Origin of the sequence: Nocardioides ginsengisoli, from assembly GCF_039537225.1 — a bacterium.
In the GTDB taxonomy this organism is placed as follows: domain Bacteria; phylum Actinomycetota; class Actinomycetes; order Propionibacteriales; family Nocardioidaceae; genus Nocardioides; species Nocardioides ginsengisoli.
Genome location: NZ_BAABAC010000024.1, coordinates 313,950 through 328,186 on the forward strand (window position 1 = coordinate 313,950; position 14,237 = coordinate 328,186).

Here is a 14,237-nt window from a genome sequence, read left to right on the forward strand (position 1 = left end):
TCGACAGGCCGTCCCGCGTCCCACCGATCCGTCAGTCGGCCTTGCGCCCCACGGCGTCGCGGAGCGCGTCCGCGAGCAGGTTGAGCGCGAGCACGGTGAGGATGATGCACCCGCCCACCGGGTAGACCAGCCACCAGTAGTCGGCGGAGATGTAGGTGACGCCGCTGGCGAGCTGGCTGCCCCAGTCGGTCGTCGGATAGCTCAGCCCGAAGCCGAGGAACCCCAGCGCCGCGACGACGAGCACCGCGTCGGCCACCTGGAAGGTGATGTTGACGATGATGACGCCCATCGCGTTCGGGATCAGGTGGGTGAAGATGATCCGCCGTCGCGAGGCGCCCATGACCCGGGCCGCCAGCACGTACTCGCGCACCCGCAGGGTGAGCACCTCGCCCCGCACCAGGCGCGCCGAGATCAGCCACGAGAAGGCGCCGATCACCAGGGCGAGCGTCCAGGCGTTGGCGTGGAAGCGCGCCGACAGGATGAGCACGAAGAACAGGAAGGGCACCGACAGCAGGACGTCGACCAGGCGCATCAGGATGCCGTCGACGACGCCGCCCGCGAGACCGGCCACGGCGCCGTACACGGTGCCGATGGTGGTCGCGAAGAGCGCCGCCAGCAGGCCGATCTGCAGCGAGACCTGGCCGCCCGCCATCATCCGGCCGAGGACGTCGAAGCCGTTGGTGTCGGTGCCGAGCGGATGGCCCGGCCCCGGCGGCAGCGCCGCGTCGAGCAGGTTGACGTCGGTCTGGTTGGTCTTCCAGAACAGCGGTCCCAGATAGCAGAACGCCGCGATCAGCACGAGCAGCCCGAAGCCGACCAGGCCGAGCGGATGGTGCTTGAGCCGCCGGAGCACGGTCAGGAGGGACGCCGGCGGCACCGGCGCGAGCGCCTGCTCCTCGGCAGCGTCGATGGCGGTGGGGACGTCGGGCGCGGTCATTTCGCGAGCTCGATCCTGCGGTCGGCGAAGGCGACCGCGATGTCGGCGATGAAGTTGCCGGCGACCGTGAGCACGCCGCCGATCAGGGTGTAGGCCAGCAGCACCGGGTAGTCCTCGCGCTGCAGGCTGTTGAGGAAGAGCAGCCCGAGCCCGGAGTAGTTGAACAGCGACTCCACGATCAGGTTGCCCGCCAGCAGGGCCGGGATCATCGTCCCCACCAGGGTGATCAGCGGCAGGCAGGCGTTGCGCAGCAGATGACGGATCAGGATCAGCCGCTCCGGCAGGCCCTTCGCCCGGGCCACCCGGATGTAGTCCTGCCCGAGCTGGTCGAGCGCCGAGGAGCGCTGGTACTGGCTGAAGATCGCGATGCTCGTCGCCGCGATCGTCACCACCGGCAGCGCCATCGAGCGCGGATCGGTGAACACCACCCACGGCGAGTGCGACTGCGACGCCTCCGCGGGGAACAGGTCGAGCTGCTGGCTGAACACCGCGATCAGCACCAGGCCGAGCAGGAAGGCCGGCGTCGCGTAGAGCACGTACGCCGCGCCCGTCGCGACCCGGTCGACCACGCTGTTGCGCTTGACCGCCTGCAGCACGCCGAGCGGGATCGCGACGAGCAGCGCCAGTACCAGACCGGACGCCGAGAGCATGGCGCTGCGGCCGGCGTTCTGGGACAGCAGCGTGCTGACGTCCTGGTTGAGCTTGTAGGAGCGGCCGAGGTCGCCGTGCAGCAGCTGGCCGAGGTAGCTGAGGTACTGGAGCACGACCGGCCGGTCGAAGCCGTGCTGCCGGTTAAAGTCGGCCACGGCCTGCGGCGACGCGCGCTGGCCGAGCACCACCCGGCCGGGGCTGTCGGAGACCAGGTGCAGCAGGAAGAAGACGACGGCGGAGATGCCGAGCAGGACGACGACCGAGATCGCGAGTCGGCGCAGGACGTACCAGGCCATGGCTCAGGCGCCTCCGTTCTGGGTCGTGGGCTGCAGCGGGAAGTGACAGGCCACCTGGTGGGTGGCGGACACCGGCTCGAGGACCGGCTCCACCTGCGCGCACCGGTCGGTGGCGAGCGGGCAGCGGGTCCGGAACCGGCAGCCGCTCGGCGGGTCGATCGGACTCGGCAGCTCGCCGTGGATCCGGGTCCGCTCCCGGGTGGAGTCGCCCTCGCCCTCGCCCGGGACGGCGGCGAGCAGGCCCGCCGTGTAGGGGTGGGCCGGGGCGGCGTACACCTCCTCGGCGGCGCCGGTCTCGACCAGCTTGCCGAGGTACATCACCCCGACCCGGTCGGCGAGATACCGGACGACGGCGAGGTCGTGCGAGATCACGACGCTGCTCAGCCCGCGCTCGCGCTGGATCCGCCGCATCAGGTTGAGCACCTGCGAGCGGATCGACACGTCGAGCGCGCTGACCGGCTCGTCCGCGACGAGGACCGACGGGTCGAGGGCGAGCGCGCGGGCCAGGCCGATCCGCTGGCGCTGGCCGCCGGACAGCTCGTGCGGGAAGCGCTCCAGCACCGTGGCGGGCAGGCCGACGTCGTACAGCAGGTCGCGGGCGCGCGAGGTCCGCTCGGCGCGGGTGCCGATGCCGTGGATGGCGAACGGCTCGCGCAGGATCGCGCCGACCCGCATGCGGGGGTCGAGCGCGGCGCTGGAGTCCTGGAACATCATCTGCAGCCGGGAGCGCCGGTCGCCGAGCTCGCGGGAGCGGCCGGCCGTGACCGACGTCCCCTCGAAGACCACGTCGCCGGCGGTCGGCCGGTCGAGCGCGACGAGCATCCGGCCGAGCGACGACTTGCCGCAGCCGGACTCCCCCACCAGGCCGAAGGTCTCGCCCGCGGCGACCTCGAAGCTGACGCCCGAGACCGCCTTGACGGTACGGCGGCCGCCGAACCAGCCGTCGTGCCCGGCGGGGTACTCGCGCTGGAGGTCGACGACCCGCAGCCGCGGCCCGGCGTCGGGTCCGCCGGCGTGGGCGTGGGCGTCCGGGGCGGCGACCTCGGCGAGCCGGACGGCGACCCGCTCGATGGGCCCGTCGGCCGGGTGCCAGCAGGCGAAGGCGTGCGCCTCGTGGGAGCCGTCGGCGGTCAGCGGCGGCTGCTCGGTGCGGCACCGGTCGCTCGCCATCGGGCAGCGGGCCGCGAAGCCGCACCCGACCGGCTCGGCGGTGAGGTCGGGCGGCGAGCCGCCGATGCTGAACAGCTCCTCGCCGCGGTCATGGGTGAGCGACGGGATCGATGCGAGCAGCGCCTGCGTGTAGCGGTGCCGGGTCTCGTCGAAGATCACCTGCGTGGGGCCGGTCTCGGCGAGCCGCCCGGCGTACATCACGCCGACCCGGTCGGCGTGCCGGGCGATGACGCCCATGTCGTGGGTCACCAGGATCATCGCCATGCCGAGGCGGCTGCGCAGGTCGTCGAGCAGGTCGAGGATCTCGGCCTGGATGGTGACGTCGAGCGCAGTCGTGGGCTCGTCGGCGATGACGACCTTCGGCTCGCAGACCAGCGCCATCGCGATCATCACCCGCTGCCGCATGCCGCCGGAGAGCTGGTGCGGATAGTCGTCCATCCGCTCGGCCGGGCGCGGGATGCCGACCAGCGCCAGCATCTCCGCGGCGCGTTGTCGGGCCGCCCGCTTCGACAGCCCCAGGTGCAGCCGGGCCGGTTCCGCGACCTGGTCGCCGATCCGGCGCGTGGGGTTGAGCGCGGTGAGCGAGTCCTGGAAGACCATGGCGATGTCGTTGCCCCGGATCCCCCGGTACCGGGCGGCGGGCAGGCCGACCAGCTCGGTGCCGTCGAACGAGATCGAGCCGTCGGTGATCCGACCGCCGGCGGGCAGCATGCCCATGATCGCCAGGCCGGTCATCGACTTCCCGGAGCCGGTCTCGCCGACGATGCCGAGCGTCTCGCCCCGGCGCAGGTCGAGGCTCACGCCGGTGACCGGGCGGACGACGCGGTCGTGGCGCCGGATCTCCACCGACAGGTCGCGGACGCTCAGCACCCGGTCGGGCGCCGGGGCGAGGTCGGTGCTCACCGCGGTGCTCGCGGCTGTGCTGGCTGTGCTGGCTGTGCTGGCTGTGCTGGCTGTGCTGGCTGTGCTGGCTGTGCTGTCGGGGGCCACGGAACGATGGTGCGACCCACGTCACCCGCGGTGTTGGTGCGGCCCGCCCGAGCTGGGGTGGGCCGTTCGTCGGCGGGGACGAACCGGCTCATGCGGGACGGCCGAGCTCGGCCCGGTAGAGGCGCCGTACGTTCTCGCCGAGGACGGCGACGACGTCCGGCTCCGCCCAGCCGCGGCGCAGCAGCGCCTCGGTGACCAGCGGCAGGCCGGCCGGCCCCTCGAGCCCGGGGAGGTACTCGTTCGCGGGCACGCCCTCGACGACGTCCACCTCGCAGCACGGCGGGGTGGTGTCGGCGAGCACCTCCTTGACGAAGTCCGGCCCCAGCCCGACGTGCTCGATCCCGGCGACGCCGACGATGTGCTCGAGGTGGTCGACGAGCCGGTCGATCGTGAAGTCGGTGGCGTGCAGGTAGGGCGCGAAGAAGTTCACGCAGACCAGGCCACCGCCGTCGGCGATCCCACGGATCTGCGCGTCGTAAAGGTTGCGGTGGTGGTCGAAGAGCGCGCGAGCCGAGGAGTGGGTCGCGATCACCGGGCGGGTGGCGAGCTCGAGGACGTGCTCGACGCCGGCGATGCCGAGGTGGCTGACGTCGTACAGCATGCCGAGCCGCTCCATCTCGGCGACGGCGGCGACACCCGGCTTGGTGAGCCGGCCGCCGGTCGCGTCCTCGCCGCTGCCGTCGGCGAGCGCCGTCCGGCCGAAGTGGGCGAGCGAGGCGACCCGGACGCCGAGCCGGAAAAGCGTCTCCAACAGCTCGACGTCCTCCCCCACCCCGGGTGCGCTCTCCAGCGCGAGGACCAGCGCGATCCGGCCGCCGCCGAGCGCGGCGTCGATCTCGGCGCCGTCGCGGCAGAGCGCGACGTCGTCCGGGTTGCCCTCGGCGAGCCGGTGGGCGGCCTCGACCATCCGCAGCGTGCGGCGCAGCGCGCCCTCGGGGCGGTAGGGGTCGTCGATGAACACGGGAAGCGTCTGCAGGTCGACGCCGCCCGCGCGCAGCTGCGGCAGCCACCGCTCGCGGAAGAAGTCGGACCAGACCTCCACCGGCCGCGACACCACGGCGCAGAGCAGGTCGTTGTGGGTGTCGGCGACCACCGATCGGCGGTGCAGGTCGTTCATTCGGCTCTCCTGTCGGCTCGTCCGGTGTGCAGGTAGGTCGCGCGGCCGGTCCCGTCGTCGCCGACGAACCCCACCGGCTGGTGGGCGCCGCCCTCCGGCGTGACCGGCCAGAGCACGTCCGGGCGCCAGGCCACCAGCTCGGTCCGGTACGACGGATCGAGGTCGGCGAGGACACCCCGCGGCGTCCGGTCGAGCCAGAGCCGGCCGGCGTCGTCTTCGCTGACGACCGTCTCGCTGACGACCGAGGTGTAGCGGCCGACGAAGCGGCGCGCGTCGGCGGGCGGCTTCGCCTCGGCGGGCGCGACGAGCGCCGGCAGCTCGATGCCGGCGAGCTCGCGCAGGACGTGCCCGCCGATCTCGCGCCACAGGCCCTTCGGCCGCCCGCCGTTGGTGAGGACGGCGACCGCGAGGTCGTGCTCCGGCACCAGTCGCAGGAAGGCCGACTGCCCGATCGTGTTGCCGTCGTGGCCGAGCAGCAGCGGCTCGAGCTGGAACAGCTCCCAGCCCAGGCCCCAGGCGGCGCCCTGGCCGAGGTCGGGCAGCTCGACCTGCGGCTCGCGCATCGCCGCGAGCCCGGGGTCGCGCAGGTGGTGGCGGGCGAACGCGGCCAGGTCGCGGGCGCGCATCGCGAGCATCGAGCCGGCGGCGGCATTGGAGCGGGCCAGGGCCCAGGTGTCGGTCGGGCCGTCGGCGAGGTGGCCGACGGCGACCCGGTGCAGCACCGCCTCGTAGGGATCGGTCGCGGCGTGGGTCAGGCCGAGCGGGTCGAGTAGGTGGGCGCGCAGGCACGCGTCGTACGGACGGCCGCGGAGCACCTCGACCAGGCGGCCGAGCACGCAGAATCCGGCGTTGTTGTAGGACCACATCTCCCCCGGCGCGAACAGCTGGGGGTCGTCGGCGAGCAGGTCGACGTAGCGCTCGAGGCAGTCGTCGCCCTTGCCGGTGTCGGTGAAGACGTCGCCCTCGAAGCCGGCGGTGTGGGTGAGCAGCTGGCGGACGGTGAGCGTGGCCGCGGCCTGCTCGTCGGCGAGCCGGAGGTCGGGCAGCCAGGTGCGGACCGGGCGGTCGAGGTCGACGAGTCCCTCGTCGACGAGCTGGTGGACGAGGGTCGCGGTGAAGACCTTCGTGATCGAGCCGATCTGGAAGATCGCGTCGGTCGTCGCCGTCACGCCGGTCGCGGTGCTGAGGACGCCGGCGGCCGCGTCGACCACCTCGTCGCCCCGGACGACGGCGACCGCCGCGGCAGGGACGTCGTACTCGGCCAGCAGCTCCGGCAGCCGCGCGCGCAGCCACTCGCCCATTGCATGCATGGGCCGCAGCCTAGGGGCGGCGCGGGAGCGGTCCTTCGTCGTCGGGCACCGGGTCAGGGGCGGCGTTTCGTCGCTCCGGCCAAGCCGGCCTCGATCACGGCGACCGCGGCGTCGGCGGAGGCGAGCAGCCGTCGCGCCAGCCGCGCGTCGAGGCTGCCCTCGGCGGCCGCCCGCTGGACCTGGCGGGACATGCCGCGGGTGGTGCCGACGAGCGCGGAGGCGACGGTCCAGCAGCGCAGCTCGTCGTCGAGCTCCTCGGCGAGCAGCTCCCGCAGGGCCTCGACCTCGCGGTCGGCCTCGAGCCGCTCGCGGGCCTGCAGGCTCGGGCTGTCACGGACGATGCGCGCGATGCGGGCGAGCGCGGGCACCACCGGCGAGGCCGGGTCGGCGAGGACGCCGCGCGGCTGGATGACATACACACGGAAGGCCTGGACGACGCTCACCCCGTCGGCGCGGTCGCGGATCGCGGCGAGGACGGACTCGTTGAAGGAGGCCATCCCGTCGTAGATCAGATCCTCCTTGGCCGGGAAGTAGTTGAAGACCGTGGCGGTCGAGACGTCGGCCGCGGCCGCGATGTCGGCGACGGGGACCTGCTCGAATCCGCGCTCGGCGAACAGCTCGATCGCGGCGTCGGTGATCCGACGGCGGGTCTCCTGCTTCTTGCGCTCGCGCAGCCCCAGCTCGGTCATGTCCGCACCCTACCTTGACTTCGGGTCACTCGAATCTTAGAGTCGATATAACTTTAGAGCAAACCTAGGAAGGGAAGGGCCATGAGCCAGACCGCCGCACCTCCCGCTGCGCCCGCTCCCCTGGACCGGACCGCACGCACCGTCATCGCCGTGGTCGTGCTCGGCATGATCACGACCGTCCTCGACGCCACGATCGTCAGCGTCGCCACCGACCGCCTGGCGGCCGAGTTCGCCGTACCGCTGACGACGGTGCAGTGGGTGATGACCGGCTACCTGCTGGCCTTCACCGCCACCATCCCGCTGAGCGGCTGGGCGATGGACCGGTACGGCGCGCGCCGGGTCTGGCTCACCGCCGTCGGCGTCTTCACCGCGGGGTCGCTGCTGTGCGGCCTGGCCTGGTCGGCGCCGTCCCTCATCGGGTTCCGGGTGCTGCAGGGCGCCGGCGCCGGCCTGGTGAGCCCGGTCGGCATGGCGATGGTCGCCCGCGCCGTCGGACCGCAGCGGATGGGCCGCGCGATGGCCGTCGTCGGCATCCCGATGATGCTCGGCCCGATCCTGGGGCCGGTGATCGGCGGCGTCCTGGTCGACAGCGTCGACTGGCGCTGGATCTTCCTGGTCAACATCCCCGTCGGGCTGACCTGTCTCGCGTGGTCGGCCCGCGCGCTCGCCGACGAGCGCGGCGCGGGCCGCGAGCGGCTCGACGTCCTCGGCCTGGCGCTGCTCTCCCCCGGCCTCGTCGCGCTCGCCTACGGCGTCACGTCGGTCGCCGCGCACAGCGACTCGACGACGGCCGTGGCCGGCGGGATCGGCCTCGGCGTCCTGCTCCTCGCCACCTTCGTCGCCCACGCCCTACGCACCCCGCGACCGCTCGTCGAGCTGCGCCACTTCGCCCACCGCGGCTTCGCGACCGCCACCGCGGTGCAGTTCCTCGCGGTCGGCGTCCTCACCGGCGCGGGCTTCCTGCTGCCGCTCTACCACCTGGTCGCGCGGGGCGAGACCGAGCTGACGACGGGACTCCTCCTCGTCCCGCAGGGCGTCGGCGCGGCGCTCGCGATGGCCCTGACCGGACGCCTGGTCGACCGCGGACGCGGGCGCACCGTGGTGGTGGCGGGCGTCGTCCTGCTCGCCGTCGGCTTCCTCGGCTACACCGCCGTCGGCAGCGCGCCGGGCCAGCTCTACCTCGGCATCGCCCTCTTCGCGATCGGCCTCGGCGCCGGCTGCATCTTCGCCCCGACCAGCGCGGCGGCGTACGCGGCCCTCGACCGGACCGCGATCGCCCGCGCCACCACGACCATGAGCATCGCCCAGCGGACCGGCGGCGTCGTCGCGACCGCCGTCTTCGCCACCGTCCTGCAGCACCACCTCGACGCGACGCGCCTGCCGGGAGACGCTTTCGGTGCGACCTTCTGGTGGCCGCTGGGCCTCGCGCTCGCGGCCGCCGTACCGGCCCTGCTGCTGCCCCGCCCCGCCTCCCCCGAAGGAGCCCACTGATGAGCGTCGAGCTCAACCACACGATCGTCCACGCGACCGACCGCGACGCCACCGCCGCCTTCCTGACCTCGGTCCTCGGCCTCCCGGACGCCCCTGCGTACGGCCCCTTCCGGGTCGTCGCCCTGAGCAACGGCGTCAGCCTCGACGTGATGACCGCCCGCGGCCCGGTCACCCCGCAGCACTACGCGTTCCTGGTGAGCGACGCGGAGTTCGACGCCATCCACGCCCGGATCGTCGAGCGCGGCCTGACCTTCTGGGCCGACCCGATGCGGCGGGAGGCGGGCCGGATCAACCACAACGACGGTGGGCGCGGGCTGTACTGGCCGGCCCCCGACGACCACAACCTCGAGATCATCACCGTGCCCTACGGCGGCGCCGGCGCCTGAGGCCCCTGCCGCGGCGACCGGGCATGTAACTCGGTGTCCATGTATCCACCACGGGGTCATGACCGGTAACGACGCCGTGGTGGATGCCAGAGCGCTGAGGTAGATACCGAACCCGGTGGTAGATGCCCCAACGCAGCGGTGGATGCCCGAACGCCGTGGTAGATACGCGAACACCGAGTTACAAGAGCTGCCGCGCCCGCGACGCGAAGTGACCGCGCATGTAACTCGGTGTCCATGCATCCACCATGGAGTCATGACCGGTAACAACGCCGTGGTGGATGCCCGAACGCTGAGGTAGACGCCCGGACACGGCGGTAGACGCTCGAACACCGTGGTGGATACACGAACACCGAGTTACAAGAGCCGCGGCACCCGGGCCGCGTCGGACCGCCGCACGGCCACACCCACCAGCAGGCGGCCGCGTCAGCGGCGGCGCGGACGAAGTCCGTGCCGGCAAACCGCGCCGCCCGCCGGTCGTCAGGGCCCCGCGGTCAAGGACGCCGAAGGCGCCGCGCAGCGGGCCGAGCGCAGCGAGGATCCTGGACGGCGGGAGACGACCGGCTACGCGCGGCCGCCCGACCAGCCCCGCGACACCGACCCCGCCCGACAAGCCCGACAAGCCCGACAGGCACGACAGGCACGACAGGCACGACAGGCACGACGAGAAGATCACCCCATGTGCGGGTACCGGTGGTCCACCGGCGGCACCAGGGTCTCCTTGATCGACCGCGGCGACGTCCACCGCAGCAGGTTCAGCGCCGAGCCGGCCTTGTCGTTGGTGCCGGACGCGCGCCCCCCACCGAACGGCTGCTGCCCGACGACCGCACCGGTCGGCTTGTCGTTGACGTAGAAGTTGCCGGCAGCGAAGCGCAGCTCGTTGCTCGCCCAGTCGACGGCGTGCCGGTCGGCGGCCAGGATCGACCCCGTCAGCGCGTACGGCGCCGCCGACTCCGCCTGCCGCACGACCTCCTCGAAGGCGCCGGGCCGGCTGTCGTCGTAGACGTGGACGACGAGGATCGGCCCGAAGTACTCGGTCGAGAACATCTCGTCGGTCGGGTCCTCGGCGACGACGATGGTGGGCCGCACGAAGTAGCCGACGCTGTCGTCGGCGGTGCCGCCGGCGACCACCGTCAGGCCGTCGGTCGACGCGGCCCGCGTCAGCGCGGCCTGGTGCTTGGCGAACGCGCGCGCGTCGATGACGGCGCCGGTGAAGTTCGCGAAGTCGGTCGGGTCGCCGACGGGGAGGGCGTCGGTCTGGGAGACGAGGTCGTCGCCCATCCGCGCCCACAGCGACGCGGGGACGTAGGCGCGCGACGCGGCCGAGCACTTCTGGCCGGAGAACTCGAAGGCGCCGCGGATGAGCGCGGTGCGGAGCACGTCCGGGTCGGCCGACGGGTGGGCGATGACGAAGTCCTTGCCGCCGGTCTCGCCGACCAGCCGCGGATAGGTCCGGTACGACGGCAGGTTGGCGCCCACGGTCGACCACAGGCGCTGGAAGGTCGGGGTGGAGCCGGTGAAGTGGATGCCGGCGAGGTCGGGGTGCGCGAGCGCGACCTCGGAGACGGCGAGGCCGTCGCCGGGGAGCATGTTGATGACGCCCGGCGGCATACCGGCCTCCTCGAGCAGCTGCATGGTCAGCGATGCGGCGAGCTGCTGGGTGGGTGACGGCTTCCAGATCACGGTGTTGCCCATCAGCGCCGGTGCGGTGGGCAGGTTGCCGGCGATGGCGGTGAAGTTGAACGGCGTGATCGCGTAGACGAAGCCCTCGAGCGGGCGGTGGTCGGTGCGGTTCCAGACGCCCGGGGCGTTGCGGATCGGCTGCTCGGCGAGGATCTCGCGACCGAAGTGGACGTTGAACCGCCAGAAGTCGATGAGCTCGCAGGCGGCGTCGATCTCGGCCTGGAAGGAGGTCTTCGACTGGCCGAGCATGGTGGCCGCGTTGAGCTTCTGGCGCCAGGGGCCGGCGAGCAGCTCGGCCGCGCGCAGGATGACGGCGGCGCGCTCGTCGTACGGCAGCGCGCGCCAGGCCGGGGCGGCGTCGCGGGCGGCGGCGATGGCGGCCTTGGTGTCGTCGGCGGTGCTGTTGCGCAGCACGCCGAGGACCTTCTGGTGCGCGTGCGGCTGGACGACGGCGATCTCCTCGCCGCCGCCGACGACCCGCTCGCCGCCGATGTGGGCGTCGAGCTGGTGGGTGGTACCGCCGATCGCGTCGAGCTGGACGACGAGCTCGTCGCGCTCCTTGCTGCCGGGGGCGTAGTGCAGGTTCGGCTCGTTGACGGGGGCCGGCGGGGTGGTGATGGCGTCCATGTCAGGTCCTCTCGGTCAGGTTCGGGTCGGCGGGCTCAGCGGTGCGCGAGGGCGCGCAGGAAGAAGGCGACGTTGGCGGGGCGCTCGGCGAGGCGGCGCATGAAGTAGCCGTACCAGTCGGTGCCGAAGGGGATGTAGACCCGCATCCGGTGGCCGTCGTCGACCATCCGCTGCTCGAGCTCGGGGCGCACGCCGTACAGCATCTGCGCCTCCCAGCGGTCGTCGCCGCGACCGGCCTCGCGGGCCTTGCGCACCGCGCGGTCGAGCATCGCCGGGTCGTGGGTGGCGATCATCGGGTAGCAGTCGGACGCCATCAGCGCGTCGATCGCGAGCTCGTAGGCACGGTCGACGTCGGCCTTGCGCGGGTGCGCGACCGACGCCGGCTCGCGGTAGGCGCCCTTGACCAGGCGGATCCGCGCGCCGGTGCCGTCGAGGGCCGCGATGTCGCCGGGGGTGCGGAACAGGTTGGTCTGCAGCACGTTCCCGACGAAGGGGTACGTCGACCGCAGCTCGGCGCCGATCGCCAGCGTCGAGTCGACGGTGGTGTGGTCCTCCATGTCGAGACTCACCGTGCAGCCGAGCGCGGCGGCCGCGGCGCAGATCTCGGCGGCGTGCTCGGTCGCGATCGCGGTGCCGTCGGGCAGTGCCTGGCCCATCGCCGAGAGCTTGAGCGAGACGTCGGAGCCGACGGCGACGTTGGCCTCGCCGAGGGCGGTGAGCAGGGTCAGGTAGGCGTCGCGCATGGCGCGCGCACCGGCGAGGTCGAGGACGTCCTCGCCGAGGACGTCGATGGTGACGACGCGGCCGGAGTCGACCAGGCGGCGGGTCGCGGCGACGGCGTCGGCGGTGGTCTCGCCGGGCACGAACCGGTCGACGACGCTGCGGGTGAGCGGGATCGACTCGACGGCACGGCGGGCCCGGGCACTGCGGGACGCACGGTTGAGGGTGGCGCTGAGCATGCTTCCAAACTAGGAGCGTCGCGGGTCACACGGAACGGACATCTGTCACACGTTCTCCGCCGTCCGGTGAGACACTTGTCAGGTGAGCTCGTTGGACGACCTGGTCGAGGACATGGCCCGCCTCACCGACGCGCCGTGCACCCTCGAGGACCCCGACTTCCGGCTGATCGGCTTCTCCGACCACCGCGGCGACGACGTCGTCGACTGGATCCGCCAGCGCTCGATCCTGGAGCGCCGTTCGACCGACGAGGTCCGCTCGTGGTTCCGCGCGCAGGGCATCGAGGACTCCCCCGGGCCGCTGCGCACCCCGCCCGACCCGGGGCTCGGGATCGTCGGCCGGCTCTGCGTCCCCGCCCGCCACCTCGACCGGGTCCAGGGGTACTTCTGGCTGATCGACCCCGAGGGCCGCATCGACGAGGCGACCTGGCCGGAGGCGATGCGGATCGCCGAGTCCGCCGCCCGGCTGCTCAATGTCGGCGAGCGCCGCCAGGCCCACCGCGACGCGCTCTTCCGCGACCTGGTGGAGGGTGGCCGGCTCGCGGCGCGCGAGTCGGCGTCCGACCTGGCCCAGGCGGGCGGGCTCGACCTGCAGGAGCCGGTCACCTGCGTCCTCGTCGAGCGCCCCGAGCTGCTCGACCAGGTGGCCAGCCGGCCCTCGCGCCCGGGCGTGGTGTGGGTCCGCTCCGGCGCCGGTACGGCGGCCGCGGTCGCCCGCGCCGGTCTGGTCGCGGCCGCCCCCGAGCTCGACGACCTCCTCGCCGCGCTCGGCCTCGGCCGCCGCCTCGACGCGCTCGACCGGGTCACCCGCGCCGCGATCGGCCCCACCGTGCCGGGCATCGACGGCCTCGCCGCGGCCCACCGCGGCGCCCGCGTCGCGCTCCGCGTCGCGCGCACCCGCCCGCCCGGGTCGGTCGTCGCCTGGAGCGACCTCGGCCCGCTGGCCCTGCTCGGCGTGGCCCGCGACGACGACCTCGCCGGCGCCGTCCTCGAGCCGCGGCTGCGCGCCTTCCTGGACGGTGCCGCGCCCGACGTCCTGGAGACGGTGCGGGTGTGGCTCGACGAGGCCGGCAGCGCCTCGCGGACGGCGTCGCGGCTGGCCGTGCACCGGCAGACGGTCTATCACCGGCTGGGGCAGGTGGAGCAGGCCACCGGGCTCGACCTGGCCCGCGGCGCCGACCGGCTCCGGCTGCACCTGGCGGTCGAGCTCGCGCCCTTCCTGTAGGGCCTTCTGGAGAGCCCGCGCGACAAAGCGGTGGAGCGGCGGCCCGGTGCCGACGTACCGTGGAAGGGTCGGACCTCGCGCAGAGGTCTTCTGCCCTTCATGCCTTCGTGGCCGAACGGAAATACGGACCTTGTAGGAAATCCGACAGGCGCCGTAGGACGACACGAGGGTTCACGAAGGAGGTGACCGCAGCCATGACCACGGTGATGCTGCTCAACGCCTCCTACGAGCCGCTCGGCACGGTGACCTTCCAGCACGCCGTGCGGATGCTCTTTCGCGAGGTCGCCACCGTCGAGGAGGCCCACGACGACCGGATGATCGGGCCGCATCCGTGGCCGCGGGTCATCCGGCTGGTGCGCTACGTCGCGGCCAAGTGGATGTACCGGCCGGCGTCCTACTCGCGGACCAACGTCCTCAAGCGCGACCACAGCCGCTGCGCCTACTGCGGCCGGCACGCCTCGACCATCGACCACCTGCTCCCCCAGAGCCGCGGTGGCGCCTGGACCTGGCTCAACACGGTCGCGGCGTGCAGCGCGTGCAACGGCCGCAAGGCCAACCGGACGCCGGCCGAGGCCGGGATGGCGCTGCGGATCCAGCCCTATGTGCCGACGCGTGCCCAATTGGCCGCGGGCTGAGCCGCCGACGCCCTAGATGTTCTGTCCACGCAGGTTGGGCACGAGGTCGGCTGGTGACTTGCCGCCGAGTGCGGTGT

At 73.1% G+C, this 14,237-nt stretch carries 12 protein-coding genes; 4 read left to right on the forward strand and 8 right to left on the reverse strand.

Annotated features, from left to right (window positions below):
- Positions 1-31: 31 nt before the first annotated feature.
- The 6 genes from AB4880_RS14770 to AB4880_RS14795 all read right to left on the reverse strand — a co-directional run bounded on the left by AB4880_RS14770 (position 32) and on the right by AB4880_RS14795 (position 7,160).
- Positions 32-937, reverse strand: a complete 906-nt coding sequence (locus tag AB4880_RS14770) for an ABC transporter permease (protein WP_367919974.1) — start codon at positions 935-937, stop codon at positions 32-34.
- Positions 934-1,884, reverse strand: a complete 951-nt coding sequence (locus AB4880_RS14775; protein WP_367919975.1) for an ABC transporter permease — start codon at positions 1,882-1,884, stop codon at positions 934-936. The genes AB4880_RS14770 and AB4880_RS14775 overlap by 4 nt, the downstream gene beginning before the upstream one ends.
- A 3-nt stretch (positions 1,885-1,887) precedes the next feature.
- The gene (locus AB4880_RS14780) at positions 1,888-3,957 is read right to left on the reverse strand and encodes an ABC transporter ATP-binding protein (RefSeq protein WP_367919976.1); all 2,070 of its coding nucleotides are present in this window, start codon (positions 3,955-3,957) and stop codon (positions 1,888-1,890) included.
- A 175-nt stretch (positions 3,958-4,132) separates the two neighbouring features.
- A complete protein-coding gene (locus AB4880_RS14785; protein WP_367919977.1) occupies positions 4,133-5,161 on the reverse strand; it encodes a dipeptidase in 1,029 nt (342 codons plus the stop codon).
- The gene (locus tag AB4880_RS14790) at positions 5,158-6,471 is read right to left on the reverse strand and encodes a serine hydrolase domain-containing protein (RefSeq protein ID WP_367919978.1); all 1,314 of its coding nucleotides are present in this window, start codon (positions 6,469-6,471) and stop codon (positions 5,158-5,160) included. The genes AB4880_RS14785 and AB4880_RS14790 overlap by 4 nt, the downstream gene beginning before the upstream one ends.
- A 53-nt stretch (positions 6,472-6,524) precedes the next feature.
- A complete protein-coding gene (locus tag AB4880_RS14795) occupies positions 6,525-7,160 on the reverse strand; it encodes a TetR/AcrR family transcriptional regulator (RefSeq protein WP_367919979.1) in 636 nt (211 codons plus the stop codon).
- 81 nt (positions 7,161-7,241) lie between these two features.
- On the opposite strand from AB4880_RS14795, the gene AB4880_RS14800 reads away from it, so the two are divergent.
- Together AB4880_RS14800 and AB4880_RS14805 are read left to right on the forward strand one after the other, a co-directional pair.
- Positions 7,242-8,651 carry a DHA2 family efflux MFS transporter permease subunit gene (locus AB4880_RS14800; RefSeq protein ID WP_367919980.1) on the forward strand — a complete coding sequence of 470 codons (1,410 nt, stop codon included), beginning with the start codon at positions 7,242-7,244 and terminating at the stop codon, positions 8,649-8,651.
- The gene (locus AB4880_RS14805) at positions 8,651-9,037 is read left to right on the forward strand and encodes a VOC family protein (RefSeq protein WP_367919981.1); all 387 of its coding nucleotides are present in this window, start codon (positions 8,651-8,653) and stop codon (positions 9,035-9,037) included. Before AB4880_RS14800 ends, AB4880_RS14805 begins: the two co-directional genes overlap by 1 nt.
- Before the next feature lie 669 nt (positions 9,038-9,706).
- Here AB4880_RS14805 and pruA read toward each other — a convergent pair.
- Together pruA and AB4880_RS14815 are read right to left on the reverse strand one after the other, a co-directional pair.
- Positions 9,707-11,344, reverse strand: coding sequence for an L-glutamate gamma-semialdehyde dehydrogenase (pruA, locus tag AB4880_RS14810; RefSeq protein WP_367919982.1), 1,638 nt, complete (start codon positions 11,342-11,344; stop codon positions 9,707-9,709).
- 35 nt (positions 11,345-11,379) lie between these two features.
- Positions 11,380-12,303, reverse strand: coding sequence for a proline dehydrogenase family protein (locus AB4880_RS14815; protein ID WP_367919983.1), 924 nt, complete (start codon positions 12,301-12,303; stop codon positions 11,380-11,382).
- Positions 12,304-12,385: 82 nt separating this feature from the next.
- Here AB4880_RS14815 and AB4880_RS14820 point away from each other — a divergent pair, with 82 nt between their 5' ends.
- Together AB4880_RS14820 and AB4880_RS14825 are read left to right on the forward strand one after the other, a co-directional pair.
- Positions 12,386-13,525, forward strand: coding sequence for a PucR family transcriptional regulator (locus tag AB4880_RS14820; RefSeq protein ID WP_367919984.1), 1,140 nt, complete (start codon positions 12,386-12,388; stop codon positions 13,523-13,525).
- Between the two features lie 194 nt (positions 13,526-13,719).
- The gene (locus AB4880_RS14825; protein WP_367919985.1) at positions 13,720-14,160 is read left to right on the forward strand and encodes an HNH endonuclease; all 441 of its coding nucleotides are present in this window, start codon (positions 13,720-13,722) and stop codon (positions 14,158-14,160) included.
- Positions 14,161-14,237 lie beyond the last annotated feature (77 nt).

Bases quoted from the DNA above. Each gene is read 5' to 3' on its own strand.
- AB4880_RS14825 (WP_367919985.1), top strand. From the start codon at position 13,720: ATGACCACGGTGATGCTGCTCAACGCCTCCTACGAGCCGCTCGGCACG.
- AB4880_RS14790 (WP_367919978.1), bottom strand. From the start codon at position 6,471: ATGCATGCAATGGGCGAGTGGCTGCGCGCGCGGCTGCCGGAGCTGCTG.
- AB4880_RS14775 (WP_367919975.1), bottom strand. From the start codon at position 1,884: ATGGCCTGGTACGTCCTGCGCCGACTCGCGATCTCGGTCGTCGTCCTG.
- AB4880_RS14795 (WP_367919979.1), bottom strand. From the start codon at position 7,160: ATGACCGAGCTGGGGCTGCGCGAGCGCAAGAAGCAGGAGACCCGCCGT.
- AB4880_RS14805 (WP_367919981.1), top strand. From the start codon at position 8,651: ATGAGCGTCGAGCTCAACCACACGATCGTCCACGCGACCGACCGCGAC.
- AB4880_RS14770 (WP_367919974.1), bottom strand. From the start codon at position 937: ATGACCGCGCCCGACGTCCCCACCGCCATCGACGCTGCCGAGGAGCAG.
- AB4880_RS14815 (WP_367919983.1), bottom strand. From the start codon at position 12,303: ATGCTCAGCGCCACCCTCAACCGTGCGTCCCGCAGTGCCCGGGCCCGC.
- AB4880_RS14800 (WP_367919980.1), top strand. From the start codon at position 7,242: ATGAGCCAGACCGCCGCACCTCCCGCTGCGCCCGCTCCCCTGGACCGG.
- AB4880_RS14785 (WP_367919977.1), bottom strand. From the start codon at position 5,161: ATGAACGACCTGCACCGCCGATCGGTGGTCGCCGACACCCACAACGAC.
- pruA (WP_367919982.1), bottom strand. From the start codon at position 11,344: ATGGACGCCATCACCACCCCGCCGGCCCCCGTCAACGAGCCGAACCTG.